General features: G+C 69.3%; 25 protein-coding genes and 1 pseudogene. 15 read left to right on the plus strand and 11 right to left on the minus strand.

Translation table 11 applies throughout. The features are described from left to right. The 6 genes and pseudogenes from ACGFZ2_RS30715 to ACGFZ2_RS30740 all read right to left on the minus strand — a co-directional run. A pseudogene (locus ACGFZ2_RS30715) lies at positions 1–884 on the minus strand (hypothetical protein); the annotation flags it as partial. Positions 885–1,360: 476 nt separating this feature from the next. Beyond that, the gene (locus tag ACGFZ2_RS30720) at positions 1,361–3,166 is read right to left on the minus strand and encodes a proline-rich domain-containing protein (RefSeq protein WP_393459628.1); all 1,806 of its coding nucleotides are present in this window, start codon (positions 3,164–3,166) and stop codon (positions 1,361–1,363) included. Continuing rightward, entirely contained in the window at positions 3,156–3,893 is a 738-nt protein-coding gene (locus ACGFZ2_RS30725; RefSeq protein WP_393459631.1) for a hypothetical protein, read from the minus strand. The genes ACGFZ2_RS30720 and ACGFZ2_RS30725 overlap by 11 nt, the downstream gene beginning before the upstream one ends. A 10-nt stretch (positions 3,894–3,903) precedes the next feature. After that, entirely contained in the window at positions 3,904–4,497 is a 594-nt protein-coding gene (locus ACGFZ2_RS30730) for a hypothetical protein (protein WP_393459876.1), read from the minus strand. Between the two features lie 174 nt (positions 4,498–4,671). Next, a complete protein-coding gene (locus ACGFZ2_RS30735; protein ID WP_393459634.1) occupies positions 4,672–4,920 on the minus strand; it encodes a hypothetical protein in 249 nt (82 codons plus the stop codon). 104 nt (positions 4,921–5,024) lie between these two features. Beyond that, complete coding sequence (locus ACGFZ2_RS30740; RefSeq protein WP_393459637.1) at positions 5,025–5,834, minus strand: MinD/ParA family protein; 810 nt, start codon at positions 5,832–5,834, stop codon at positions 5,025–5,027. Positions 5,835–6,432: 598 nt separating this feature from the next. Here ACGFZ2_RS30740 and ACGFZ2_RS30745 point away from each other — a divergent pair. The 6 genes from ACGFZ2_RS30745 to ACGFZ2_RS30770 all read left to right on the plus strand — a co-directional run bounded on the left by ACGFZ2_RS30745 (position 6,433) and on the right by ACGFZ2_RS30770 (position 12,689). Beyond that, positions 6,433–7,410: a hypothetical protein gene (locus tag ACGFZ2_RS30745; protein WP_393459640.1), complete on the plus strand. Its 978-nt coding sequence runs from the start codon at positions 6,433–6,435 to the stop codon at positions 7,408–7,410. Positions 7,411–7,519: 109 nt separating this feature from the next. Further along, on the plus strand, positions 7,520–7,801 hold the full coding sequence (locus ACGFZ2_RS30750) for a hypothetical protein (RefSeq protein ID WP_393459643.1): 282 nt from the start codon (positions 7,520–7,522) through the stop codon (positions 7,799–7,801). A 438-nt stretch (positions 7,802–8,239) separates the two neighbouring features. Next, positions 8,240–10,075, plus strand: coding sequence for a helix-turn-helix domain-containing protein (locus ACGFZ2_RS30755; RefSeq protein WP_393459646.1), 1,836 nt, complete (start codon positions 8,240–8,242; stop codon positions 10,073–10,075). 233 nt (positions 10,076–10,308) lie between these two features. Then, positions 10,309–11,637, plus strand: coding sequence for a hypothetical protein (locus ACGFZ2_RS30760; RefSeq protein WP_393459649.1), 1,329 nt, complete (start codon positions 10,309–10,311; stop codon positions 11,635–11,637). A gap of 126 nt (positions 11,638–11,763) precedes the next feature. Further along, positions 11,764–12,150: a hypothetical protein gene (locus ACGFZ2_RS30765; protein WP_393459652.1), complete on the plus strand. Its 387-nt coding sequence runs from the start codon at positions 11,764–11,766 to the stop codon at positions 12,148–12,150. A gap of 317 nt (positions 12,151–12,467) precedes the next feature. Then, complete coding sequence (locus tag ACGFZ2_RS30770) at positions 12,468–12,689, plus strand: hypothetical protein (RefSeq protein ID WP_393459655.1); 222 nt, start codon at positions 12,468–12,470, stop codon at positions 12,687–12,689. Between the two features lie 426 nt (positions 12,690–13,115). On the opposite strand, the gene ACGFZ2_RS30775 is transcribed toward ACGFZ2_RS30770, so the two are convergent. Continuing rightward, the gene (locus ACGFZ2_RS30775; protein WP_393459658.1) at positions 13,116–13,532 is read right to left on the minus strand and encodes a helix-turn-helix domain-containing protein; all 417 of its coding nucleotides are present in this window, start codon (positions 13,530–13,532) and stop codon (positions 13,116–13,118) included. 452 nt (positions 13,533–13,984) lie between these two features. Here ACGFZ2_RS30775 and ACGFZ2_RS30780 point away from each other — a divergent pair, with 452 nt between their 5' ends. Further along, positions 13,985–14,479, plus strand: a complete 495-nt coding sequence (locus ACGFZ2_RS30780) for a hypothetical protein (RefSeq protein ID WP_393459661.1) — start codon at positions 13,985–13,987, stop codon at positions 14,477–14,479. Positions 14,480–14,633: 154 nt separating this feature from the next. Continuing rightward, positions 14,634–15,431, plus strand: a complete 798-nt coding sequence (locus ACGFZ2_RS30785; RefSeq protein WP_393459664.1) for a hypothetical protein — start codon at positions 14,634–14,636, stop codon at positions 15,429–15,431. Between the two features lie 128 nt (positions 15,432–15,559). Here the strand turns inward: ACGFZ2_RS30785 and ACGFZ2_RS30790 are convergent, their stop codons facing one another. The 4 genes from ACGFZ2_RS30790 to ACGFZ2_RS30805 form a co-directional block, all read right to left on the minus strand. Beyond that, entirely contained in the window at positions 15,560–16,750 is a 1,191-nt protein-coding gene (locus tag ACGFZ2_RS30790; protein ID WP_393459667.1) for an ImmA/IrrE family metallo-endopeptidase, read from the minus strand. Then, entirely contained in the window at positions 16,734–17,600 is an 867-nt protein-coding gene (locus tag ACGFZ2_RS30795) for a hypothetical protein (RefSeq protein WP_393459670.1), read from the minus strand. Before ACGFZ2_RS30795 ends, ACGFZ2_RS30790 begins: the two co-directional genes overlap by 17 nt. A 1,137-nt stretch (positions 17,601–18,737) precedes the next feature. Beyond that, the gene (locus tag ACGFZ2_RS30800) at positions 18,738–19,406 is read right to left on the minus strand and encodes a hypothetical protein (protein WP_393459673.1); all 669 of its coding nucleotides are present in this window, start codon (positions 19,404–19,406) and stop codon (positions 18,738–18,740) included. Positions 19,407–19,454: 48 nt separating this feature from the next. Next, the gene (locus tag ACGFZ2_RS30805) at positions 19,455–20,303 is read right to left on the minus strand and encodes a hypothetical protein (RefSeq protein ID WP_393459676.1); all 849 of its coding nucleotides are present in this window, start codon (positions 20,301–20,303) and stop codon (positions 19,455–19,457) included. 562 nt (positions 20,304–20,865) lie between these two features. Between ACGFZ2_RS30805 and ACGFZ2_RS30810 the strand changes: the two genes are divergently transcribed. From ACGFZ2_RS30810 to ACGFZ2_RS30840, 7 genes are all read left to right on the plus strand, one after another. Then, positions 20,866–21,258, plus strand: a complete 393-nt coding sequence (locus ACGFZ2_RS30810; RefSeq protein ID WP_393459679.1) for a hypothetical protein — start codon at positions 20,866–20,868, stop codon at positions 21,256–21,258. Between the two features lie 205 nt (positions 21,259–21,463). Next, a complete protein-coding gene (locus ACGFZ2_RS30815; RefSeq protein ID WP_393459681.1) occupies positions 21,464–22,105 on the plus strand; it encodes a GGDEF domain-containing protein in 642 nt (213 codons plus the stop codon). A 133-nt stretch (positions 22,106–22,238) separates the two neighbouring features. After that, on the plus strand, positions 22,239–22,703 hold the full coding sequence (locus tag ACGFZ2_RS30820; protein WP_393459684.1) for a hypothetical protein: 465 nt from the start codon (positions 22,239–22,241) through the stop codon (positions 22,701–22,703). Between the two features lie 139 nt (positions 22,704–22,842). Further along, positions 22,843–23,361 carry a hypothetical protein gene (locus ACGFZ2_RS30825; RefSeq protein WP_393459687.1) on the plus strand — a complete coding sequence of 173 codons (519 nt, stop codon included), beginning with the start codon at positions 22,843–22,845 and terminating at the stop codon, positions 23,359–23,361. A gap of 74 nt (positions 23,362–23,435) precedes the next feature. Beyond that, complete coding sequence (locus ACGFZ2_RS30830; RefSeq protein ID WP_393459690.1) at positions 23,436–24,341, plus strand: ArdC family protein; 906 nt, start codon at positions 23,436–23,438, stop codon at positions 24,339–24,341. 63 nt (positions 24,342–24,404) lie between these two features. Continuing rightward, positions 24,405–25,133: a DUF2786 domain-containing protein gene (locus ACGFZ2_RS30835; protein WP_393459692.1), complete on the plus strand. Its 729-nt coding sequence runs from the start codon at positions 24,405–24,407 to the stop codon at positions 25,131–25,133. 143 nt (positions 25,134–25,276) lie between these two features. Further along, positions 25,277–25,966 carry a hypothetical protein gene (locus ACGFZ2_RS30840; protein ID WP_393459694.1) on the plus strand — a complete coding sequence of 230 codons (690 nt, stop codon included), beginning with the start codon at positions 25,277–25,279 and terminating at the stop codon, positions 25,964–25,966. Positions 25,967–26,011: the final 45 nt, after the last annotated feature.

Here is a 26,011-nt window from a genome sequence, read left to right on the forward strand (position 1 = left end):
GCCCACCGCGCGCCGTTTTTTCGGGCGCGGGGTTGCAGGTCTGATAGGCGCGGCGCCGAGGGGGATAGCTGCCGGGCGGTGGTGCCGTCGTCGACGGCACCACGGCGGAGCGCCGCGTCGCGTAGTCCGCGGTCGACGGTGACATCAGCGCGGGCGCGCTTGCGGGCCTGCGCCGCCGGCTGGACCTCCACCTGAAGACTGATGGTGCGGATCACCGGTTGGGTGATGCCGTGCAGCAGCGGTGCGATCCACCGCGTGTGCACTGGCTCGGGGGTGACCGCCGACGGCGGGATGGCGGCGACTCGATGCCACCACGAGTCATCCACGACCGTCGAGTGGCGGACTGCGCGCTGATGCCGCAGCCACGTCTCGGTCGTGACGTCGACCGTTTGGTCGAGCGGATACTCGGGCGACTGCATGTGACGCAGCACGGCCGCGAGCCGGTGTGTGGTGAGAAGCCGGGGGTTGCGTAGGTCCGCGCGCCGGGCGAGGGTGGCCACCCACTGCGCCTGGGCCGCCGCCAACCGCGCCCATCCTTGCTCACCGTCGCCGTGCGCCTCGGCGGCCCGCGCGAACGTCGCGGTCACCGGCAGACGCAGGACCAGGTAGTGCCGCACCATCTCCGTGGCACCTGCGGTCATCCGGACCAGCTCCGCGTACGACCGCGTCAGCGCCTCTGGCGCGCTGGGATCGACGTGGTCGGCCGCCCACCGTTCGTGGGCCGCCGAGTCCGTCGGCATGATGCGGGTGATGGACTGAATGCCAGTGACTAGGCCGTCGTCGCGGGCCAGGCGTGCCAGCAGGTGACCGTACGCCGCCGCCGCGCGATCGTAGTCGCCTGGGGCACGCAGACCGGGTGGCTGGCCGTCCACTTCCATCGCCACCGACAGGTAGGACTGTTCACCCGGACATTGATGTAGCAGGACCGCCGTCTCCCCCGGCGCTGACAACCACCGGATCCCCTCCAGACCCGGCGCCTCGTCTCGAACGCTGCGCGCCCAGCGTCCCGCAGCCTTCCGACTCGCCCGATCCGTCGGTGCGGGGAATGGGGTGGCCAGGTGCAGCGGGACGAGAGTCGTCTCACCACGTCGACGTCGCCGCGCCCACCAGCCCCGAATGATTAGCTCAGCACCCGGCGACCTGCCGGTTACCTGGCTCTGCCTGGTGAGCAAGTAGCCGGCCGCGAAGACGGCGCCACCGGTAAACAGCCCACCAAGACCCCCCATAGCGACCGCCAACAGTAGGCCCATGCCCAGGCACACAGTCACCACGATGTTGCCGGCGCGGCTGCGGCTGCCGCCGAGCAACCCTCGCGGCCGGATCTCCCCGCCGATGCGTGCGGTCCGGCCCGCAGTCTCGCTCACCCGCTGCCCTCCACCATGTCACCTGCCCGATGAGCGGACTCGTCGACCTTCTGCTTTGCTGCGGCCGCAGCCTGCGCTCCGATCACCGCCACGGCGGCGACACCGCCGGTGGCCGCCGTCGCGCCGGCACCCGCCGCCGCCCCAGCTCCACCGGCAGCCGTGCCCGCGCCGCCGGCCGAACCGCCTGCGCCGGCGCCCGCCGCCGCCCCGCCGGCCGAACCGCCAGCGGTGCCCCCCGACCCCGCGCCTGCCGGGTTGGTGCTTGCTGCCGACGCAGTAGTGCTCGGAGAGCCCGGTTGTGGGCTCCCTGACCCGTCGGGTGCCGGCGTCTCCTGCGACCTGCCGGCGTCGTGCTGGGGATCGTCGCCTCCGCGCTCCGGAGCACCTTCTGGGTTTGCAGACGCGTCGCGGGCGGCAGTTGGCGCGGCGTCGCCTTGCGGCTGGCCGCCGGCAGGAGGAGACCTGTCAGCGTCGGAGCTCGCTGCGCCCGACGACATCCGTCGATAGGCGAGGTGCGTCATCAGTGAGCCGGCCGTTCCCCCGAATGCCCCGCCGCTGGACTTCTGTGAGCGGGCAATCCGCTCCGCGCCGCCGGCCGGCAGCACTGGCGCGAACCGCAGCACCGCCCACGGCGCGATTCCCACAAAGAGCAGCATCAGCGCGGCCACTAGCGCGGACACCAGCGCGCGGAACCCCTCGTCTTGCACCGCCGAGACGCTGAACGAGCTGTCGCCGTACTTCGCCGTCACGCCGAGCATGAAGAAGACCAGCGGCCTACCGCCCAGCAGCGCCAGCCACAGCAGCGGCAGCTTCATCGCTTGCTGCCGCGTCGAGGGGTCGACTATGAGCACGAAGGCCACGGCCATCACTGCCCCGGTGAGATAGAGAGTCAGCAGCTGCATGAGCAGGCCCACCAGCAGGGCGAACGCACCCATCATCGCGACGAGGACGATGAGGATTGACACCAGCGGACCGCCAGGAATCATGCCCATGTTCGCGGGGACCGCCATCGCGTTCAGTTTCGAGGCCAGCGAAGCGACGTCGGTAGCGAAGTAGCGCATGATGCTCGCCGTAGCGCCGTTGGACAGCTCCACGAGCAGGTACCCGATCCCAGGCCCGAACAACACCAGGACCATCGCCCACGGCAACCGCCGGAACACCGAGTCGGCCAGCTCCTCACCGGTAATGTCGCCGCTGCCCGCTTTGTAGAAGGCTCTGGCGAGCGCGGCCACCAGTACGAACATGGCGATGCCTGCCCCGGCTGCGTAGGACTGGAGGAACGCCTGCGAGTCAACATCCGGAGAACTCAGGTGGGCGAGATGCGTCACCACCCTGGTCAACAGGTCATTCAGCGAGCCTCCCAGGCTGTCCGCCACCTTTGACAGCGTTTGTCCCCAGGGATCCTTGGCGAAATCCACTGCTCCTCGCAGCGCCGCCAAGCGCTGTTGATACTCCTGGGCGATGCCCGCCATCAGCCGCCGGACCCGGTCGCAGACATCGCCGACCAACGGCAGGTCGGGTAGCCACTCGCATACCCGCTCCACCTCCTCGGCGGTTGCTTCCGCGCCTTTTTGCAGCGCGTCGACAAGGCGGGACTCGCACACCTGGCCAAACGGGCGGGGGATCTTCAAATCCGCCCGTACCTTCGCGCACCGCGATGCTGCAACCTCGGAGGCCGCCTGATTCTGCGCCGCGTCCGCTGCGGCGGGTGATGCCGCCGGCATCACCGTCAGGAACGCGAGCACCACCAGGACGAGGCGCAGGGGCCACCGTCCGGCTGTACGCTGAATTTCAGCAGTCATCGGCGTACCTGCGGAAGGCGTTGGCGGTCAGCGCCGCACCGTACATCGAGAGATCCTGGCCAGTCACCGTCTTTCCTTGTAGTGCTCTGACCGGATCCGGCAGGCCGTTGCTGCTGCCTGCGGACACCACCGCCCAGCGGTCAGACAGCCGGTTGAGCCGCACGTCGATAGCCCGCCACTCATCGTGCACGGCCTCGCCCGTGGACCAGGTCACCGGCAACAGCACCGTCACCACGGTCGCCCCCGACTCCGACATCACCCTGAACAGCCCGTCGGACGGCCGCGGCTGGCTTACCGACATCCGCGCCAGGTACGGCGCCTGCCCCTGCTGAAGCTCGGCCAGCTCCGGGGAACCACTGTTGTCGGCAACCTGCCGCACCACTTCCGAGGCTGTCTCCAGACTGAACGACTTGCTCTCGGTCCAGCGCACAACCGCTGCCGCCGTCTCGGCGGCCCCCTCCGCCGTGTCCGGTGTGGTTAGGGTTGCCACCACCGCCAGCGCCGCGTCGGGCCCACCCGAGCAGGCGGGCACTCCCGAGCCGATTCCTGCATCGTCGGCCGACGACGACACTCCTGTCGTCGGCATGGACCGATCGCCGGCGTTCCGTGCGAGCGTTACGGCCGTAACGGCTCCGACGCCAGCGGTGACCGCGACCACCACCAGCGTCCGCCACCAGGACGACGGCTTGCCTCGGGATGCCTCTCCCAGACCGGGGTTGGTCGACACGCGCTCCTCCTCAGTCCTGCGCCGTGGCATAGAGCAGCCACTCCTTCCCCGTACCGGCGAGCGCGTCGGCCTTGTCTATCTGAGAGGGATCAGCAACCTGCGGATCCGGGCCATCCGCGAACGCGAAGTCCGATGGCAGCCTCCAGTCGCCCGCACGGCTGTCCCACCTCAGCTCCACGGTCGCCCGCCGCCAGCGCACACCGATGGGGCCGTCACCGCGTCCGCGCACCCCCAACACGTACGGGTACCACACCTCGACCGTCGCCGATGTCCCCGCGAACCGCGCCACCCGATACGCGCCCCTATCAACCTGCGCTACAGCCATCACGGTGCCCTGCGGCGACAGCCCAATGCTGTCCAGGCCGAGCACGAGCGCCCGAGCGGCGAGCCGCGTTTCGGCCGCCCGAACGAAGCCCGGGTCACCGACGGCGGTCAACAACGCAGCCCTGCGCGAGGAGTCCAGGACGGCCGTACCCTCGACCATCACTAACCAGGCAGTTGCCGCCGCAGCCGCACCGTCCTGCGACGGCGCGAACCCGGCAGGAACGGTTCCTGCCAGAGCGCGTGTGCCGCCGGCTCCGGGAGTCACCGTCGATCGGTGCATGACCTCCACTGGGGGATGCTCCACGCTGAGGCCCGGCGCCGACCCACGGGGCGACTCTGGAAGTGATGCCGCCGGCATCACCTCACCGGGCACCTGCACGCGCCACACCAGCAACCCGGCGGCGGCCGCGACCGCGACCATGACCGCAGCCGTTCGTCTACGTCCCACGGGGGCCTACCCGACGGCCGCGATTACGGCGCCCACGATCAGGGGCAGCAGCACCACGCCGGCCAAGGCCGCGAGCCGTAGCTTCACCGCCGACGTGGCCTCGCTCATCATGTGGTGGTTGTTCAGCTGCCGCGCCTGCGCCATCGAAACGAACGCCGCCCCCACGTACAGCGCGACGGCGGCCAGCATCAGCGCCCAGATGGCGCCGGCGACGCGGAGCCACGTTGCCTGAAACGGCCCGCCCAGGACACCCATGTCCGGGGTGACACCATCCAGCGGGTTCTTGATCCCTCCGCCACCTGACGTAGGCGACGGCTCCGGTGCCGCCAAGACAGCCTCTACTGCCGCACGTACCGCACTCATGACCGTCGCACTCCCTCATCTGTCCGCTGCGCCAACGACTCCACGACCGCCACGGCTGCCGCCAACAGCGACCGTCGAAGCGCCGGCCCTAGGTCCCGGTACGACACCCGATCGCCGGCGCTGAGCCGGTAGTCGAACGGGATCACCACCACCTCCCGCACGACCTCGCGGTACCGGTCGACGATTGCGGCGAGCAGGCCGGCGTCCACCTTCGGATCCGCGCAAGTCACTACCGCCACGGCGTTGCGCACCAGATCACCGCGCCCCAGTCGTGCGAGATGGTGCAGCATCCACAGCCCTGTCTCCGCCACGTCGGCGCGAACCGTCGTCGGTATCACCAAGCAGTCGGCCGCCGATGTCGCCGCCCACCAGCCCGGGGCCCGCACGTTGTTTCCTGTGTCGATAACAATGAGGCGGTAGAAGCGGCCGAGAACGTCAGCGAGTTTGTAGAAACTGTTCCCGTCGATAACGTCCATACGGCCCGGAACATCGTCACTGGCGAGAACGTCGAAATGGGCGCTCTGCGGGCGAACGAATCCGCCGAGACCCCCGACGCTCGCCCGGGCGCCGAGGAAAGCGTCAATCGAGGCGAGTAGATCGACCACGTTGCGATCGTGCGCCGCCTCCTCCGCACGCAACCCCAGCGTCCCGCGGGTCTCGTTGTTGTCCCATGCAAGCGTGTAGCCGCCCCGGTACCAGCCCAAGCTCGCGGCTAGGCCGAGCGTCATCGGTGTCTTGCCGGCCCCACCCTTCGGGTTGGCCACCACGACCCGCTGAGGCGCGTCGAACGTCCGCAGCACACGCACCCGCCCAGCCCGGTACCGCTGCTCCTCAGCAGTCGCTGGAAGGCGAGCAAGCTGCCGTGTCCACCGGTTGACCTGGCCTCGCCAACCCCATGTTGCTGGAGCGGCCCCGCCAGCCGGCACGTCAACGAGCCGGCCCCGCTCCCCGTCGCGCGTGCTCTGTCCAGCCTGGACGCCCTGTCTTTCCGTTGCTGACGGCACTGCGGGAGCAGGGACCACCGGGGGCGGCGGCAACGGTTTGGTGACGGCCGGAGCCCGGTCCGCAGGGGTAGGCGGAGGTTGCTCCGAAGGGGCAGGCGGCGGCCGCTCCTCCCCATAGGAGCGGGCTCGCTGTGCTCCAGGGAACAGCGAATCTCTGATCTGATCATCCGACAAGGTGTCTTCTCCCCGTTCAACATGGAGTACGGTACCAACTTATGCGGGGAACGACACGGGGTGATCTGAAGGCGGCTGGTACCGCGAGCCGTCTGCGCCGTTCACGGCCAAGGCTGAACGCCGGCGGGCTGGCTTCCACCATGGTGAGCCTGAGTCAACTTGACAAAACCGCCGGAACCTGCTATCTGGAACGGGCGGCACGTCCGTCGTCGTCGGAGTGCGCCCGGTGAGCCGGGTTGCCGTGGCTGGCGGCGCGCTGGTCATGCTGCTGCTCGGCGGCATCATCGCCGCCACTACCCTCGCCGTGCCCCGCGAAGCCGCAGCGGTCAGCGCCACCGACTGCCTGACCTCCACGGGCACCGCATGGCAGCTCGACGCCGAACAGCAGCGGCACGCCCGGCTCATCGTCACCATCGGGCAGCAACGCGAGTTGCCCCCTCGCGCATGGGCCGTCGCCGTCGCCACCGCTGCCCAGGAATCAAGCCTGCGCCTGGACCCCATCCCAGATGCCCATGGCAGCAGCGGCCTGTTCCAGCAGACGCCGCCTTGGTGGGGCACCCGCGAGCAGGTCAACGACCCGACCTACGCCACCACGGCGTTCTACGCAACCTTGGTCAAGGTTCCCGACTGGAGGACACTGCCGCTGACCGTCGCTGCCCAGGCAGTACAGCGCAGCGCCTTTCCCGACGCCTACGCCAAACACACGGCGACCGCCCTTACCGCCGTGCGCGAGTATGGCGGTATCGAACTCGATTGCGACCGCGCCACAGTCGCAGGCGCGGAGCCCGCGCCCCGCAACAATGACGGCACCTGGCCGCGCGAGGGGTGCACCGTCCGACCCGACCCCACTACCGGCAGAGGGTGCCTGACACCCCGCACTGCGCACGTGATCGCCCAAGCCAAACAGGCCGGCTACGGCAACCCCGGTTGCTACCGCCCGGCAGGCCCAGGCGAGCACCCGAAGGGCCGGGCCTGCGACTGGATGATGACCAGCGGCGGCCCGGCCACCGGCGCCCAGCGTCAGCGAGGCGACGCCATGGCGGCATGGGCCGTCGCCAACGCCGACCGCCTCGGGATCATGTACGTCATCTGGTACCGGCAGGTGTGGTCGCCCGCTCGTGGCTGGCGCCCCTACCGCAACCCGTTCGGCCAAACCGGACCCGGCGGTGAGCACACCAACCACGTCCACATTTCCGTCTACTAAGCACAGTCAGCCGACCACGAAAAGCGACCGAAACGAGCGAAGGAAAACGCCGAAAACACGCCGGGAGGAATTGTGGTACGTACCGCCTCAGGCATGGTTGGATCATCACATGCACGCACGACGAGGAGCCAAACTCGGCGTCCCTCAACGGGGCAACCCGCCCAGGTACGAGGTCTCGTCCGAGCGGCCGTGGCGACCCAACCCGACCTTGGAGCCGGCACAGGCCGCCAAGCTGTACCGCGCAATGGAGGCGATGGGAACCAGCGCCTCCGCCGTCATCAACGCACTGCTCGCCCGCATGCCCGTCGACGAGACCGGCCGGCCCACCTGGGCCACCGGGACCGACGAACAGGGCACCCTGCTCGACCTGTCGACCTCCAGCGCCGCCTGACCAGCAGCGCCGAGGCCCCCCGCGAGAGGAGCCCCACCCCTGACATGACGAACGCCCCGGTACGAGACCGGGGCGAACCAGCGAGGTAAGGCCGAGGGACCAGCTCGACCGCAACCTCATCAACTGAAGACCAGCACTCAGCCCGAGATCCGTGTGGTTGCCTGCCGCCGGTGGTCCCGAGCCGAGTTGCGCTATGCCTGTGGAGGCGTCGCTGCCATGACGGTAGCACCTGCCCCGCCGGCACGCACCAGCCTGTCCGAAATCGGCCCGGCGTGTCACAGCGTGCCCGCGGTCCAGACCCCTCTCCCCGGCCTCGCGCCGGCGGAAGCCGACCACGCGGCGATGCCCTCGGCATCATCGCCCCCGACCATTCCTCCTAGCATGCTAGGAAGCCCTCCCGGGAGTGACCCGCGCAAGATCGCGGAAGTCACCTGGCAAGTGATCACGCCCTACCTCACCCGCAGCCCCTACATGCGGTTGCGCCGCTACTCCCGCACGCAGCGCCGCCACATCTATCCCCATAACCAACGCCTCACCAGGGAACTGCCCGACCGGCCCGCCGCGCTGAGGCTCTACAGCGGGGGAGTGGCCTGGGTCCTCGGCCTCGACTTCGACCCCAAAGGTCGCCTGCACGACGCCGCCACCGTTGCCGCACACGCCGCCGACGCCGCACAGTTCTTCAAGCAACTCGGCGGCCGGCCCATCTGCGACGTCGCCGCCAGCGGCGGCCGCCACGTCTGGATTCCCCTCGCCGTTCCCATCACCCTCGACCAGGCTCGCCGGCTCGCCCACGCCTGCCGCCGCCTCTGGCCCACACTCGACATCAGTCCCACCGTCAACCCCGACGAAGGCTGCCTCACCGCCCCCGGATCCCGCTGCAAGGACGGCGGGTTCCGCCAGCTGACAACACCTCTGCCCGAGGCGTACCAGGCCGTCACCAGGCGATCAGCGGCCGACCTAGTCACCCGCGCCTTGGCCCGTCTTGCCGACTTGGCCCCCGATGACCAGCCCACCACCACGGCGCACGTTCTGCAGAGCGGTCGACCTCGGCCGCTGAGCCCTCTGCACACTCAAATCGCCGAGCACGGTGTGTGGCCCGCCATTCACACCACGCATGATGGCCGTCCATGGACCCGCTCAGAGGCCTGCTACGCCGTTCTCTGCGCCGCCGCCGCACGAGGCCACTCTCACGCCGACGTCCTCCACCAGATCGAAACTGGCCGGTGGTCCGGTCTTCTCACCCTCTACACCGGACGCTACGGCCACCGCTGGCGCCGCCGCCTGACAGCTGAGTGGCGCAAGGCGCAGCAGGCCGCCCTCGCGTCCACACATGCCCCACAAGCAACCCAAAACACCGGGGGGGGAGGGGGAGGGGTTACCGATGGTGATTTCGCCCGCCGTTGGCTTGCGGTGATCCTTGCGGTGGTCGACCAGCTGGTCACCGGGAAACAGAGGCACAACGCACGTGCTCTCCTATGGGGTATGGCCTGGCTGGGGTGGCGGTCAGGCCGTCGCTACGTTGAAGCGGGAACCCGGTCCTACTCCAGAGCCTGCGCCGGAATCATCGACCACACCACCGCAGCGGCCATTCTCCGCGAGCTACGCGACCAACCGCCAGAGCAGGCCGTGGTACGGCGAATCTCGGCCGGACGAGGGACACACGGAGACCTGTACGAGCTGGTCATCCCGAGCGCCTTTCGGCACCTGGCCACAGACCCCGAGACGTGGCCGCACCCCCGACCGATTTCCGCGGCCTTCGGAGTCCGCGACAGCGCACGGCGATCTCGACCGCTGCTCGGCGCAACTGGCTGGCGTATCCACCAGGCCCTCACCACCGGAGCGACCGGCACGGCGGCGCAAATCGCACAGGCGGCCGGCGTCAGCCGGTCCGAGACCTACAACATGCTGTCCAAACTCGTTCGACTTGGACTTGCGCGGACGCTGCCGGGAACCGCTAGCTCCGCTGCCCAGTGGGGGGCGGGGAGGTCCACGACCCGGCAGGCAGGAGACGCTCTCGACGCCACGGCGCACCTCGCGCGGCTGGACGCGCGGCACCGCCGCGAGCGCCAACTCTGGCGTGCGGCTCTGGACCGCTTCGCCGACCTGCGCCGAGCAGCGACGCCGACGCCGGACGAGCCCCTCTGGTGGCCACCCGACTGGGCCACGGAACCGCCGGGTGCTAGCGCCCTCACCGACTCCCACGCTGAGGCGAACGCACTAGCGGTTCTCACCACAGCTTTCGACATCGCCCTCATCTACCGCAGTAACGTTTAAGCGTTTGGGCGTTGCAACGACAGAACGTTTGGTAGAATAGGATTGTGAGCGAGGACAATGTGACAGCATCTGCCCCAGCACGGACATGTCGGGCTCCCGGATGCACCGACGAAGCCCAGGACGACGGGTTTTGCGCCAATCCGGACCACGCACCATGCCTCTTCCCAAACTGCGGAGATCCCGTCAAGCCTCGCGAGCCGGGGCAGTCGCGACCCAACAGCTACTGCTTTGAGGTGAAGACCGACAGCAGGGGAGAGCAGGTACAGCACAACCGCAATACCGCGTATGCGGAGCGCAACCGGCTAGCTCGTCGGGGGGATGCCGCCGGCATCACGGGCGACGCCACGGCCCGCCCGTTCAGCACGGCTACCGAGCGGGCCGACATGGTCCGGGAGCAGATGGCCAAGACCCTTGCGGACCTGCACTCTCAGGTCGCACGAGCGATCGCCGAACTGTCCACACTCGCCAACCCCAGCACCGCAGCCGAAGAGATCGCCGCCGTCCGCAGCGAAGCAGCCGAACTCATCGCGAGTGCCGAGCGACGAGCTGTCGACGCGGAGCGGGCCGCCCGCAAGGCCGACAGCCTCCGTGAGGAGGCAGACGGGGTCGCTGCCGATCTCCAAGCCGAGCGGGATGCCGCGTTGCGTCAGGCCGAGGACCAGCGGGTAATCGCGGAGGAGGCCACTGAACGCGCGGCACAGCAGGTTGCGGCGGCCGAGGAACAGCGCACAGCGGCCTTGCGACGAGCCGACGACAGCGACCAGCGCGCTGCGCGGGAGGAAGCAGCGCGGATAGCTGCCGAGACCGAACGGGACGAGGCCGTTACCGATGCGGGCAAGGCCCGCGCGGCGCGAGATGAGGCCCTAGAAGCAAAAAGGGCCGCCGAGGCTGGACGCAAGCAGGCAGAGCGCACCGCCGAGGACGCCAACCGACAGGCTGATGCTGCGAACTCCGCCAGGACCGTTGCTGAAGCCGCCAGGGACGCGGCGCTCGCGGCGCAGCGGGAAGCAGACACCGCCGCCGCCCGAGCCACGGAACGGGCCGAGCGGGCCCAGGCGGACCTGGCGGTCGCGGAACGGGCCCGAGACGAACGAGCCACCGAGGCAGCCCAACTCCGCGACCAGGTCGATGCTCTGCGCCGGGACCTCGCCGCCATGACAGCGACACGCGACGCCGCAGTCGAGGCACGGGATAGTGCCACCCGGAGGGCCGACGACCTCGCCGGCCGCCTCAATACGACCGAGACACGCCTCGCAACGGCTGAAGCCGATCGGGCCGCGGCTGACCAAGCCCGTACCTCAGCCGAACAGGCACTGGCCGACCTGCGCGCCGAATACGACCAGCTCACCCAGCAGCACAACACCACGATGCAGCAGCTCGCCACGGCCAACGCCAACCTCACCGCCGCCCAGGAACAACTCACCGCCGAACGTGCACACGGCGAACAGCGCATCCGTGACCTGCGCAGCCTGTACGACCAGCGGCTTGCCGAGCTGCGGGCTGAGCAGCCTCAAGGCCGGCGCCCACGAAAGAAGGCAGGCGGCACGGCCAGCACGGAGTAGCGCTTTAAGACGGAACAAGGCGCTGCCCGCACGGGGGAACGGGCAGCGCCTTGCCCGGCAACGATAACGCAAACCGCACGACAGGCTCGCCCGCGAACGCGACGCCGCACAACGACGGGAGGACATGTGACGCAGCCGGCACCGGTCAGGCTCACGGTGCAACTCGACCGACAAAGTCTTGCCCGGGTCCTGTTCATCAGCGACGTCATTGAACTGCGGCCTACCGTCTATCAGGTGCGTGCGGCGGTACGCGATGTTCTCAGCGAGCACGGCGTCCGCGGCTGCCGTCGCCGCTTCATGCTCGCCGAGCGGGACGCGTACCAACTCGACGAGATCGAGCCGAAAATGCGTCACCGCCATGTCCACGCCGAACGGCTGGGGTGGTGCCTGGAGCAGATCGACCGCGCATACCGACCTCGCGCACCGCGACCGCGCAAGGTCGAAGGGAAACCGTTGATCGAGGCTCTACAGGGTGAGCCCTTGATCGACGTGCTCACCGGCTCCGATGCCTGAATGCGAAGTGCGTTCGTTTTCTCGCGCGAGCTGACCCTGCGACAGGCAATGCGGGGGAGGGGGGTGATGCCGGCGGCATCACCCATGACGAGCCGTCCGTCGACACCGCCATGCACTCCGACGTCCGCCCGGCCACCCAGGCCGACGTCGACCGATTCGCGGCGGTGACTATTCGGCAACGCTCCGACCAAGTCGGACCCGCTAACCGTGCCGCTGACACGACTTTCCACGGCGTTAGGGTTTTCCACCGCTCCCAGCCGATAGGTAAAGAGGCGGCCAGGCAACGGGCCCGGCCGCCTCGAACAAGGAGGCTCAGGATGGAAAACGAAGACGACATCAAGGCGCACGCTGACGAGCTGATCGGTGAGCTGTCCCAGAGCCGGGAGGGACGCGACAAGCAGTACCGGCGCGCACGCAACATCGCCCTCGGCATGGCGCAGCCGAACCGGCCGCACCATGAAGCGCATACATTCGCGGAAACGCCGCTGCTCCGCGAGATCGACCGCCGATGGAACGAAGACCTGCGTGACGGCGAGTAGCTTGTTGACGAGCTTTCCGCAACTGGCCTGTCGGTAGCTTTCGGACCCAGAAACAACTCCAGCACTGGTAAAACGGGATGACGATCCCGGGCTCCAGGCGTTCGCAGGGCGCAATGACCAGCGCTGGGGTTGTTTCTTCGTTGGAAACTTCGGCGAGGCCTTCCGCAGCACGCGGCCCTGTTGGCGCTGTCTTACAGCAACCAGGCCGGGGTGGTGGTAAGAACCACGCCACCAGGTGCCAAAAGAGCGCCGTCCCGGCCACCCGCGCCTACGACTTGGCCGGGTAGTCACCTCGGGTGCCGGCAGGGTCTTCCAACCAGAGCCGGGGGCGTAGCACTTCCCCCGTCAACGCACAGCACGCCGATCGCCGTGGGCCTGCTCGTCGCGATCCCGGCGTTCGTTCTGCTGCGATGAGTCGGCCTGGCCCTACCCGTCCGCCCGGCCGCGGCGTCCCGCCTTGCTCTGCGCCTCTAACGCGGCCACCTGCTCGACGATCGCACGTAGGCTCGCCCGGGGCGCCCCCGCAGGCATCCGCCGTGCAAGCACCGTGATGGTTTCCAGGTCCGGGTCGACCTCCGCACCGACGGCGTTGGTCTCGGCAACCGGGTCAAAGAAGAAGTTCGGCTGGACCCGGAAGAAGTTCGCTAGCTGTTGGATCGCCGAACGCGAAGGGTTGTCCCTCTCACCGCTGAGCAGATAGTTGACGTAGCTGGTCGACAGCCCGGTCGCCTTGGCGACCTCGTCCGGCGAGTAGGGCTTATCCGTGCCGGGCTTGCGATGCGTGTCGAACAGGTGCCGCAACCGGGCGGCGAACGACGCAGCAGCGCTGCCAGAGTCGGCCATGACCACCCCCTCCTGATCAAACCAAGTCTGCCACCATTGTGGTGAACCAAATTGCCGCAGCCACAATAGTTGCAGAACGTGGCGGGGACGTGCTTGACTAGCTACACCCGACCACTGTTGTGGCAGTGACACCGTAGCCGACAACCATTGTGACGCAACAGGTGCACCCGACATCAACGCGTGTGTCGATGCCATAACGGCTGGTCGGGCGGCGACCGCCGGTCGCGGCAAGAGGGACGGAACGGGGGGATGTGCGGCCCGCCCAGAGCGAGCGTCACAGCCGCTACGGCAACCGGCACGAGGGGGCCCAGACAAGCCGGTACCGCGCATCAGGGGGGCCGTACCCGACGCGATTCGGTCCGGTGGCCCCGGGCATTCACGCCCGGGGCCACCGCAAACCAGCTCCAGCCCAGTGCCCAAGCCACAAGCCGATAACCACGGGGAGAACGGGGATGCCAACCGGCACAGAAACGCAGGCCCCGACCACAACAGGCCGCTACACATTCACCTGCCTAGACTGTCCGCACAACGCCGGCGAACACCGGTGGGACACCCTCGAAGACGCCACGGTCGCTGCTACTCTCGCTGGCCCGAGCCATCAGGCTGAATGCCGAGGACAAGGACGACTCCTAGCAATCAGTCTCAGTCCCGCCCCCCAGGAGGCACACCGCGCCGGCGGCATTGCCCCCTACAACCCCGACCAGCTCATCGCAGTGCCGGCCTGGACACTACTCATCGCCCGCGGCCTCGCCGCCACGGTGGCTCACCGTGCCAAACAACAGCGCAGCATCGACTTTGGACAGCAGGACCATGCGGCCCTCGTCGCTGAGGCCGCACTCGCCTTCGACCCGATCCCCGGCCAAGCCATCCCGGAAACCGCTGACGCACTCGCTGAAATCCTCTGGGAGACCGCGGACGTCCTTACCTCCTCGCTACAAAACCCCTGATCACCGATGCCGGCGGCATCACTCCTGTCGACAGCCGTGGTGAGGCTCGGCGAAGCCGGCCAGGACGACCGTCCGGCATCGCCAAGAAACGAGCCATTGGCAGAGCGGTGTGGCGTCGCCGGCTAGGTAGACGTGGTGGCTCACGCTGATGACCATGAGCGTCGTCACCACCCTCATCTCCGCCCTAACCCCCGCCGTGCCGCAGATCATCACTGGCGTGTTCACCGTGACCGGCGCCTTCGGCGCGGCGGCGCTGACCCAGCGCTTCAACCAGCGGCAACGCGCCCGTGAACGCGCCTCGGCGGCGAACGCGAAGATCGAGGAAGTGACGCAGGAGCTGTTCGAGGCGGTAGGCGCCCTGCACCTGAGCCTGAGCACGCATCAGCCCGCGCACAACGCATGGCAGCCGCGGCTGATGATGCTGGGGTCGGCGCTCCTGGAATTCATGGCGGCTAAGGACAGCGACGGTTTTGCTCTCGGTGCGGCCCGGGCAGGCCGTATCGCCGTCGAGGCGAACCAGCGCGAGCTCCTGGCGGCAGAGACGTTACGGGCCCCGCTGAACCGCGTCCTAGCGGCGGCGTCCCGGGCCGCGCTGCTGCCCGACGGGGCCGTCCGGGCTGCCGCGCTACATCTCGGCGAAGTCGCGGCCGAGTCCGCAACGGCGTACGGCCAGGACAACCTGTGGCAGCGCAAGAAGGCGACCGCCGCACGGGAAGAGGCCGACGCTGCCTTGTTCGCCGCCTTGCGCGGGCTCATCGACGCGGCAAGCGCGCATCTGTACCCGCAAGAGCAGCCACGCCGGTTGTGGCGGAGCAGGATCCTCCGCCGCCGAGACACCGGGGCCGCCAATGCAGTGATCGAGACGTCGGCGCCTGGCGACGGCCGAGACGAAGCCAGACCGGCCTCCATCGTGCCGCCATTGCCGCCCGGCCAGCCAAAGGTATCCCGGTAGTAAGCAGCGACGAACCAACGACAACGCTGGTCAAAGCCCGGTATCACGGAGCATCTGTGCCGCTCGTGCCGCCAACCGGTTGACCAGCGTTGTCGTTGATTCGGGCTGAGAACTACGGCTGGGCCTTGCTACGGCACCAGCCGCAGCACCGGACGTCGGTGTACCAGGCCCAGCAACTCCTCGGTTCGCGGCACCGACCAGCCCAGCTCGTGAGCCAGAGTCGGCACCGTCAGCCCGGTCTCCTTCGCAGCGAGCTCGAACGCCTGCCGCAGCATCACCGGCTGTTCGCCGGGGTACCGGCTCACTGACTCGGTGGCGAAGCCCGGCTGATGGCGCAGCTCGGCCAGCCGCCGCCAGGCACGCCCAGCAGCCTGGTCCGACAGCAGCCCGATCTCCCGACACCGGTACAGCAGCGAGTCCACCGAGACGCCCCAGACCTGTTGCAGCTCGGCCAACCGACGCAGGTCCACCCGGCCCGGCAGCTCCGGCAAGATGCTGTCGCGTGGCGTCAGGAACTCCGCAGCGAAGGCGTCGGCCTCGCGTTCGTGCTGAGTGTCGCCAGGAGCCGTGTCGCCGTGCAGGACCAGGTGGCCTAGCTCGTGCGCCGCAGTGAACCGGTACCGATACACGTCGTCGGTGCGGTTCGCGGTCAACACCATGATCGGGCGCAGGTGCGCGATGGAGAACGCGTCGACCTCCCGGTCGGCGCGGCTCGGCGGCGGTGCGTCGACCACGATGCCACGCGCCTCTAGGTGCCGCACCAGGTGCGGAATAGGCCCGGCACCCAACTGCCAGCACGCGCGCAGAGCACAGGCGGCTTCCACCGGCGAGCGCGGCAACTCCACCCCTGAATGCACCTCCCCGCCGGCGAAGCCGGGCAGGTCGACCGGCGGCAGCTGCACCCGCTTTTCGAGCGCTAACGTCAGCTCCCACACCTGCTTGACGTACGCGATCGCCTTGTCGCGCTGCCACGCGCGCGCCGAGCGCAGGCTGCGGAAGTGCGCCCCCGACGCGTCGAGGCGGGCGTGCGGGCGCCCGTACACGAAGAACGTCACCGGCACCCCGAGGACTTCGGCCAGCCGCGGAACCAGTTCCGGCCGCGGCTTGGTCACCCCAGACTCGTACTGTCCCACCGCCGCCGCTGTCACCCCGACGGCCGTCGCTAAGTCCTTCTTCGTCTTGCCCGCCAAGTGCCGCGCCTGCGTCAGCCTGGCTGCGTCGAAAGCCCGCGCCACAGCGCCCGGGGTGGGCGCCGTGTCCGCCGGGTCCGCGCCGACGGCTCCGGGCAGCAGCGACAGTTGGTTACCGGTCCTGGTCATCGGCGTTCGGCTCCTGCGGTGCCCGCTCCGTCTGCGGCGGGAATTGGTCGGTGTTCGCGCGCTCGACCGGCGCCCGCGCCGTCAGCGGGACCGTCGGCATGGCCCCGTCATCGAAGCGCGGCCCGGCGGCCGCCGACCCGGCGGGGCCGGTCGGGCCGCTGAGGCGGGGCCCAGGAACCGGGCCGAGCGGACCGGACGGGCCGTGGCCACGGCCCTCATCGCTGCGCGAGTCGGGCGCGGTGAGCGACAGTTGCTCAACCCGCAGCCACTGCACACGCCCCCGGTGGCCTAGTTCGCCCTCGCCCAGCCAGGCGTTGAGCACCCCGGACCGGTCGTCGCTTGCGTAGGCAAGTAGAGCCAGGCGGGTGCCCTGGGGCAGCCTGGTCAGCACCGGCGTGCGCTCCTCGGCGGCGTCGCCTTCGGCGTCGTCGTCGGTCGGGTCGAACAGCGACGCCTGCTGCGGTTCCGGCCCGTAGAACGTGAACAGCTCCGCGATCAGCCCACTGACCTTCTTCTCGGTCACGCGGGCGCGTTGGATCGGCCTGCTGCTGTCCGTGGCGTACCGGAACGGGTAGATCAGGTTGCCGTCGAGCACCACCAGCTCGTGCGGCGAACCCTTGGGCTTGATGGTCTGGACCCCGTCCATCTCTTTGAGCGCCTCCACGATGCACTCATAGCGGCGCGTCGCCTGCGCGCTGCCGAAGGTGAACAGCTTCTTGCTCTTGCCCTCTTTGTGCGCGTTCTGCGCATCCGTCAGTGCCTGTTGCAGCGCGCCCACCAAGGCCGCGCACACATGCCCCGCCCGCTCGCCGAACCGTTCGCGGGCCCAGGGGCCGACCGGATACTCCACGGTGCACTCCCTTAGTGCAGCTTGTTCGAGGAGCGCCATGGTAGCACTAGAACTTTAGTTGATCTTGAATTCTGTTCGCAGGCGTGTCGTCCGTGTCGCCACCCGGAACGAGCGGTGCGGTGCGGGTTTTCTGCCCGCCCCGCCGCTTCCCCCCACCCGCTTCCCTCAGTCGCTCCCCTTCCGCCACCCAGCCGTCGTACGCCGCTGAATCTCCCTAGATAAAGCGCCAGCGGCGCCAGCCGCCCGGCGGAGGATGTCCCCCGTCGTCAGAATCCGCCGCCGCAACTCCTCAGCCTTCCCCTGAGCGACCACGTAGCCGACCACCCACACAGGGCGGCGGCCCAGGGTTAGGAGCCGGATCGTGAGCGCTAACCGGTTGTCCGTGCTGAACCGTGCCGCAGTAGCGGCCCTGCTTGGGGCCTCAAACCGAAGACGATCTCCCAGTACCTGACCGAATCCCAGCCGGGCGGTCGGTACCAACAGCATCGCTTCCCCGCACCAGACGGGCACATCGGACCGGCGCCCTGAGGGCTGCCGGAACTCGCAAACGAGATCCGAGACTGGGCGGTGCAAAGCCCGAACCAGGCGCCGACGGAGGACGACCACCCGCTGACCCGCCGGCCTGATACCGGCGGCATCAGTGGCCGTATGCAAGGCTCGCCGTAGCTTTCAGACCGAACAACATCAGGTCAGGAGCTTCCAGCTGCGGCTGCCCGCTAGCGGTCACCGGCTAACGTAGTCCTCGGCGCCGGTCAACCGCAGGGCCCGCTTGTCATGCTCCCGGCACAAGTCGACGTCCTCGCCAGCGATCCATCGGTCGCCGAAGATGATCCCAGAGCGCGCCACCTGCCAAGTCACGACGGCGAGACAGATGCACCCGGCAACGTCGCAGACGGCTTCCGGGCCGGGCTCGCGGCTAGTGGCGGCAATGATGACCGGAACGGGTGGCATAGCGGGCGGAGCCTCCAGCACTCGATGATCCACGAACCACGACGATACGAGCCAGACTCGTGATCGCCCAGCTCGCCCTTTTCGCTGCTCAGGATCGGTATCGACCGCCCGCGATCGGCAGCCGCTCATGCCTGCCGCCCGAACGGCCAGGGCAGCACCGCTGATGAGTGCGCCGTCACCATCCCGCTAAATCTCCCTAGATAAAACGCCCCCCGCCGCACGGGCGGCACAGCGGAGAATGTCGCCCGTCGTCAACACACGACGCCTCAACTCCTCGCGGCGCCGCAACGCCTCCGCAGACGGGCCCATCCCCATCGCCTGCCGCATCTCCGCGACGAAGCCCTCAGCACCCCCGGCCGCTGGACCCCGTCCATACCGGTCCGCCCACGCCAGCAACTCTCGCACCGCCTCCGCCGACTCCCAGTACGCCGCCCGCCTCACCTGCTCGCCCACATCGCCCGGCAACTCCACATACATCCGCTCGGTCAACCCGACACCAGCCGCCAGGTCACTCAACGGCGACCGCCCCAACGGCCTACCCGGCATCCCCCGCTCCCCCACCGGAACCGGGCCGTACGCCCTGTCCCAGCCCCGATCCGTCAGCGTCCGGCGAACGAAGAACGTCAACAGATGCCGCTGAGTAGGCAGACACTCCCCCGCCTCGCGTCGACGCCATCGTTCCCGCCGCAACTCCGCCAACGCCTCCCTCCGGCGCGACCCACGCAACCACTGCACCCCGAGCTCACCCCGCCGCTGCCGCCACCACTCCTGCTCCAGCTCAACCTCCTGAGCCACCCGCGCACGAACAGCCAGCAGCACCTCCTCCTCCACTGCCACGACAAACTGCTGAGCCATCAAATCTCCCTAGATAAGACGCGCTGGCCGGCTGGCCGACCGAGCGACTCAGAACAGGCCGCGCGAAGTCTTCGCCGCCTTCACCACATCCTGTGCCCGCGCGACCAACTCGTCTCGCACCGTCGCCGGCGGACTGAAACCGTCCGCCTTGCTAACCAGGAACCGCTCCGCCACTTGCTTCCGCGCCCCCGACGTCCGAGCCTGCTGGTACTCCGGCACCGTCACCAACTCGGCGGCCAAGTCCCCCAGCCGCTCAGTGATCGGCTCATACGTCGTCTTGGTCAACTCATCCGCCCGGCTCACCGCCTCCCTAATCGCGTCCCACCGCACCCAGCGATGGGTATCGACGGGAATCGACTGATCGGCCAACCGCTGCCGCACACCGCCGGTCGGCTTCGCCGCCCGGAACTCCGGCATTGCCAGCAGCTTCCGCGCCAATTCGTCAGTCAACCTGACGCGCTCTTCGTCGCTCAGCCGCTCCGACTCCTCACCATCATCGTCACGCGGCAGCGGCACACCCGACGACGCCTGCTCCACCTGCTCCACCAGCGTCAACCACTCCGCGAACCACGACGCGGTGGCCTCCCAGAAGTGCACCACCCCATTGACAGCGAACGCGACGCTCAACCGACCGGCCTGGCCCCGCCACTGAACCAGGTGCGACGGCACCTCGTCGACCGCGCCGTCCGCGCCAGGGTCGAACCTCTCCGTCTCCAGATACAGCACCCCGCCGCCCAGCTTGTCCGCGAGGTCCAGGAAGCCAGGCAACCCCACCACCTCGGGCGTGAGGTTCACCTCCGGCCCGTAGCCCCGCTCCGGAACAACCGGCACGACCGTCACCGCGGCGCCGGCCGCGAACTTCTCGACGACCTCCACCAGATGCCCGACACTGTCCACCCAGGAACCGTACCCGGCGCCTACGACACCCTGTGCCCTACACGCCAGTGCCACGAAATGATGTCGTGGCGCCGTCGTGGTGTGGACCGTTGCTCCCGCCGTCACCGGGCGGGGGCCCACCAGTGGGCCCCCTCGCCCTGCCATCTGCGTGTGCAGTCACTACCGCGGGCCGCGGCCTCGCCGACGCCGGCGGGTCGTGGGGTGATGCCGCCGGCATCACTTGGGGTCCGGGCCGCCGGGCGCTCCCCGCCGCGGTGTCCGGGGCTATCGGCCCTGCGGGCCGATGGCCTTCAGCCGGACCAGCGTCCCGCCGCTGGACCGCGTCCCCTCGCCGGGGAGGCAGGCTCCAGGATGGCCCCTCCCCGATCCATCCCACCGGCCTGCCACAAGGGCAACCATGGCCGGGGCCGGGGCCGCAACCACACCCCGGTTGCACCCCCGACCCCGACCATGGTCGATCACAGATCAGGCCGCCGGGATGGATCTCCCCTCCGAACCTCACGCGCGAAAAAAGCCCAGGTCAGCACCCTTCCAACCCGGCATGTGTGCTAGAATTTTAAGTGTGAGGGAGGGGGACGGCGAACCCCCCGACCGCACAGAACACCAGACCAACGGCGGCCGTCGCGACGACGCCGCCACCAGCCGAAGGAGCAACATGCACATCTTCGACGCCGCGCGGGGTACCGACGCCGAGCGGGAGCGCTACGTGAAGCGCGAGGCGCTGCTGTACGCCCTGAACCTGCTCCCCGTCTGCACCTTCACTGGAACCCCGGTCCGACCGGACAACGCCGTCGTGATGATCCTCGCGGTCGACTCGTCCGCCGACGCCGTCAGCGTCTTCCACGCCTCCGTATGGGACCTCATCGCCACCCACGCCCAGGAGGTCGCCGCCCGGACCGGTGCGAAGGCCCTCATCCTCGACGGCCGCCAGCTTCGCACCCCCGCAACCAGCTAGCGCCGACAGGTGACGGGACCGCCGCTACCCGCCGGTCCCGTCACCTGCTCCGATGCCGCCGGCATCGCCCGAGTTCGGACCGCAGACACGAAAAGAGCAGGTCAGCCCACCGAAAACGCGTCAAGTGTGCTAGAATTTTAGGTATCGGCGGGGACGGCGAACCCCCACCGATCGACACACCAGACCAACCACTGAGGAGTGCCCAGTGCCCGGACTCACGGAAATCCTGCTCGGGACCACGTCCGCATCATGCTTCGCGCTGATCTGGGGGTACGTGCGCCTCCGCGCCGACCTGGCGACGGCGCAGCACGACGCGAACCACGACCCCCTGACCGGTTTGCCCAACCGTCGCGCCCTGCTCGCCCACCTCCGAGCCCTGCTGGCCGACCGCACCCGCCCCGTGACCGTCGCCCTGCTCGACCTCAACCGGTTCAAGGACATCAACGACGATCGCGGGCACGCCGCAGGCGACGCCGTACTACGGCGAGTCGCCGCCGCCCTCAAGGCGCTGGATCTCCCCGCAGCCTACGTAGGCCGACTCAGCGGCGATGAGTTCCTGATCATCACGGACGGCGGGTTTCTCCAAGGCGACGCCAACGCCCACGCCGCCGCCCGAGCGTTGGCCGCAGCCACAGTGACGCTCGACGGGACCGCCGTCGGATGCACCGCCAGCGTCGGTTTTGCCACCGCCGAGAACAACGACACCGCCGCCGAGCAGCTTCTATACCGCGCCGACGCCGCCATGTACTACGCGAAGCGCATGGGCGTCGATGTCATGCCGTACTTCCCCTACATGGAGGCCGCAGCCCTGACCGCCAGCGGATCCCAGCGCCGCCGCTACCGATAGCACGGCCGGTCGGGGGCGACCTGAGCAGGCCGCCCCCGACCACCGCACAGACCGAGAGGACCGGCGAACCCCTCTCGGCACCCACCAAACCCCAACCCCAGGAGAACCAGTGTCAATCTCCACTGTCCCCACGATGACCCTGCCGACCGTGCCCACCGACCGCCGCGCCCGACAGGTCTGCGAACTGCTCGACGCGACCCGTCACCGCATGATCCAGGTGAGGAGCTACCTGCACCTGTGCGAGCACGCCCCCGCATGGCCCACCGCAACCATCAGCGACACCAAGGCCGCCCTTGCCTTCCGCGCCGCCACCGTCGAACTGATCAAGTACGCCCGCCGCCACCACTGCCCCGCCACCAACCCCGGCCGAATGCGCGCCCTGCTCCGCCTCGCCGTGACGTGCCTGGACCTGTGGCAGACGGGCAAGCACTACGTCGAAAACCCCGACGTTTACCCCCTCGCCCTCGCCCGCCGCACCGAACGCCTGTTGCACGACACGGCGGGATGGGTCCTCACCGGCGACGCCCGATACCTGCTCGGTCTCCGTGGCCACGGTCCACACCAGGTAGAGCGCGCCGACGACCAGCAAACGGCCTAACCGCCCGTTGCCCGGCCGCCACCAGCGGCCGGGCAACACGGAGGGCAAACGTCGTCGACGCGCATCGAGCGCGCCGACGCCGGCTGCCGCTCCCGTCACTCACGCCCCCACCGCACATCAGCCGATCAGGAGAACGACTGTGGACAGCATCACCGACCTGTCTCCCGCAGACCGCGACCGCTACACCCGCATGGACACGCTCACCATCACCCCGTACCCCACCGGTCCGGAGTACGGCTGCGAGACCGCCGCCCGCCAGGTCGCCGAAGCGGTCTGCCGCCTGTACGGAGGCGACGCGTGGCGAGCCGAGCACAGGTCGCCCGCATGGCCGCACCCCGAAAACGAGCTCCACAGCGAGCTGACCATCACGGTCAACAACGTGCGGACCATCGTGCACCGGCACACCGTTCCCGCTCGCACGGGGCGCGACCTGTTCACCCTCACCGTGGACGGCCGCCCCGTACCCGCTCACCTACCGCCCCACGCACTGCCCCACCAGCCGGCCACCATCGTTGCCAACCTCTGGCGCGACCTGCACCGGGTCTCCCCCACCGACTGTGACAGCCTCGGATGCCTGACCGTGCCCACGGTCCTCACGTACGGGGCCGCCCTCTGCCCCACCCATGCCCAGCGGTACGCGGAAACCGGTCTGATCTGATTACCGCCAGACCAGCAAGTGTGCTAGAATTTTATATATCGGGCCGGATGGCCCACAGGACAGGAGTTCCCCCCATGCCCCGTAAGTCGACCGCCCGAAGCGCCGCCTCTCGCAAGGGCGCAACCCGCAGCCGGTACAGCGACGAGCAGATCAAGGAATTCCGTCAGCGTGACCGGCAGGTCATGAACCGCTCCACCGAGCACCTCGAAGACGCCGAAGGAATCCGCCGCTTCGCGCAACACGCCGCGACTGGCGGGGTGTCCCTGCGGATCCTCGCCTACAGCCTGCGAAACCAAGCCCTGCTCGCGCAGCAGGCCGACGAACGCGGCTTCGTCCTGTCCGACGTCGACAGCGTCAAGGGATGGCGGCAGCGCGGACGGTTCGTCAAGAAGGGCGAAACCGGGCTGCGCCTGATCAAGCCGGTCGGCAAGGACAAGAAGGACACCGACGCCGACGAGCCCGAGGCCTCAGGCGAGCACGAGGACGAGGACACCGGCGACGCTGACGAGACGGGAGAGGACACCGGCAAGCCCAAATTCCGCACCGGCGTTGTCTTCGACATCGCCCAGACCGCCGAGATCCCTCCCGAGGAACGCGGCCAGTGCGCCGCCTGCAACGCCGAAGCGGGCGAGCCGTGCAACCCCGGGTGCCTGTGCCCCACCTGCACCGACTATGAGCCGGTGGGCGACGCCGCAGAGATCCTGTGGAACAACCTTCTCGACCAGCTCACCGCGGCCGGGTACGCCCTGGACTGGCCCGCCCCGGCAGACGCCCTGCACGGCCACCGCGTGCACGTCGACCACGACGGCCGCACCGTCGCCGCCGCATTCGAGGTCACCGCCGAGCACCCCGCCGCCGTGGCCGACCTCGCCGCCGCAGTAGCGCAGATTATCGCCCGTAGCGACCGGGAGCGGGAGACCCGCCGGGAACAGCGCCGCACCGCCCGCGCCGCTCTCACCGCAACGCCCGCCACCGCATAGCGTGCTAGAATTTTAGGCACGGGGAGGGTGCTCCCCTCCCCGTGCCTCCCACCAGGAGGCACCATGACCAACCCCACCGACCGCCGCACGAAGATCGCCGCGCGCATCGCCGCCTGCCTCGCCCTCGCCCAAGACGAAGCAGCGCCACTCGGCGAACGCGAGGCCGCCGCCGCCAAGGCCGCCGAACTCATCGCACGACACGGCATCACCGCCGACCAAGCCGCCGCCGCCCGAGGCGACGCGCCCGAAGGCATCACCTGCGCACCCGTCGCCCTGCTCAACACCGATGGACACGGCGAAGCCCGCGCCGGCTTAGCCGCCGACATCGCCCGCGCCATGGGCTGCCGCGCCATCTTGAAGCCCACCCGCGCCCCACGCCCCTACACCGTGATTGTGGTCGGTGCGACGTCCGACGTTCACCACCTGCGGCAACTCCTCCCGCTGATCCTCGCCCAGGCCCAGACCGCCGCCGCGAACACCGACCCCGAGAAGCGCCGCGCCCGAGACTTCCTCTCCTCGTTCCTGTCCGGCTACGGCGACATCGTCGCAGCGCGGATCACCGCGCGCCGCCGCCCGCTGACCGACCCCGCCACCAACCCCGGCGCAGCGCTCATCCTCGCCGACCGCGCCAAGCGGATTGACGACTTCATCGCCGAGCGATTCGGCGAGCTCAACGAGCGCACCCACCAGGCCAGCCAGGACGGAAAGACCGCAGGCCGCGCCGCCGCCCGCCGCGCCGACATCGGAGACCCCGGCGTCAAGGCCACCAGCCGCCGCGCCCTGCCGACCTAACCGCCGGCCACGGGGGCGGGCGCATCGAGCGCCCGACCCCGCGCGGGGCGCTCACGCGCCGCCCCCTGCACCCCCGGCTACGCCGCCCCACTCCCCCCGCCAACCCGATGCCGCCGGCATCACCCCGAAAGGCAGACCCAACGATGACCACACCCACCCCCAATGCCATCGACTACGTCGCCGCACACCTCACCGTCGCAACGGACCCAACCGCCCCCACCGAACTACGCGAGACTGCACGCCGCGCCGCGGCTGACCTAATGTCCCGCCACGACATCGACCCCGCCGCAGCCCGCGCAGCCTGCGGCACCGGCCACTCACGACTCGCCATCGACACGCACCCCGTATCCGGCACCGGCGGTCACGGCCAGGCCCGCGCCAGCTTCCTCATCGGCATCGCCACCGCCCTGGGATGCAGGGGCGTCCACCAGCCTGCCCCCGCACCAAAGCCCTACGGCGTGGTGCTGCTCGGCCGCGTCGCGGAGGTCCGCGCCGCCCGCCGGCTCACCCAAGGGATCTTCGCAAGGATCCACAGCGCCATCGCACCCGACGACCCGAAGCTTCCCGAGCTCATCGGTGGCTACGGCCGCGAAGTCGCCGCAGCAATCGCCCGCCACTACGAATCCACCGAGCCGGACGCCGGCCACCACGCCCGACTTGACGCGCTGCTCACCGCCCGATTCCCACACCTCGAAACCCTCACCGTCGAGCCCTGCGGGTACGGCCCGATCGCCAGCCTGGCTGCCGCCCGCGACGTGGTCCACGAGCTGATCGACGCAAGCCACACCCCCACCAGCGCAGAACACGGCGACTCGGCAACCGACAACCGGTGAACCGGCGCCCGGCACCGCGCCAACCCCGCCGGCCGGGCAGCAGGC

This window comes from Micromonospora sp. NPDC048063 (genome assembly GCF_043202855.1).
GTDB lineage: Bacteria > Actinomycetota > Actinomycetes > Mycobacteriales > Micromonosporaceae > Micromonospora.

What these genes read in the sequence shown, in the direction of transcription:
- ACGFZ2_RS30770 (WP_393459655.1), top strand. Translation starts at nt 12,468, where the DNA reads ATGGAAAACGAAGACGACATCAAGGCGCACGCTGACGAGCTGATCGGT.
- ACGFZ2_RS30780 (WP_393459661.1), top strand. Translation starts at nt 13,985, where the DNA reads ATGCCAACCGGCACAGAAACGCAGGCCCCGACCACAACAGGCCGCTAC.
- ACGFZ2_RS30840 (WP_393459694.1), top strand. Translation starts at nt 25,277, where the DNA reads ATGACCACACCCACCCCCAATGCCATCGACTACGTCGCCGCACACCTC.
- ACGFZ2_RS30820 (WP_393459684.1), top strand. Translation starts at nt 22,239, where the DNA reads ATGACCCTGCCGACCGTGCCCACCGACCGCCGCGCCCGACAGGTCTGC.
- ACGFZ2_RS30730 (WP_393459876.1), bottom strand. Translation starts at nt 4,497, where the DNA reads ATGCACCGATCGACGGTGACTCCCGGAGCCGGCGGCACACGCGCTCTG.
- ACGFZ2_RS30835 (WP_393459692.1), top strand. Translation starts at nt 24,405, where the DNA reads ATGACCAACCCCACCGACCGCCGCACGAAGATCGCCGCGCGCATCGCC.
- ACGFZ2_RS30775 (WP_393459658.1), bottom strand. Translation starts at nt 13,532, where the DNA reads ATGGCCGACTCTGGCAGCGCTGCTGCGTCGTTCGCCGCCCGGTTGCGG.
- ACGFZ2_RS30720 (WP_393459628.1), bottom strand. Translation starts at nt 3,166, where the DNA reads ATGACTGCTGAAATTCAGCGTACAGCCGGACGGTGGCCCCTGCGCCTC.
- ACGFZ2_RS30830 (WP_393459690.1), top strand. Translation starts at nt 23,436, where the DNA reads ATGCCCCGTAAGTCGACCGCCCGAAGCGCCGCCTCTCGCAAGGGCGCA.
- ACGFZ2_RS30790 (WP_393459667.1), bottom strand. Translation starts at nt 16,750, where the DNA reads ATGACCAGGACCGGTAACCAACTGTCGCTGCTGCCCGGAGCCGTCGGC.
- ACGFZ2_RS30750 (WP_393459643.1), top strand. Translation starts at nt 7,520, where the DNA reads ATGCACGCACGACGAGGAGCCAAACTCGGCGTCCCTCAACGGGGCAAC.
- ACGFZ2_RS30785 (WP_393459664.1), top strand. Translation starts at nt 14,634, where the DNA reads ATGAGCGTCGTCACCACCCTCATCTCCGCCCTAACCCCCGCCGTGCCG.
- ACGFZ2_RS30800 (WP_393459673.1), bottom strand. Translation starts at nt 19,406, where the DNA reads ATGGCTCAGCAGTTTGTCGTGGCAGTGGAGGAGGAGGTGCTGCTGGCT.
- ACGFZ2_RS30735 (WP_393459634.1), bottom strand. Translation starts at nt 4,920, where the DNA reads ATGGGTGTCCTGGGCGGGCCGTTTCAGGCAACGTGGCTCCGCGTCGCC.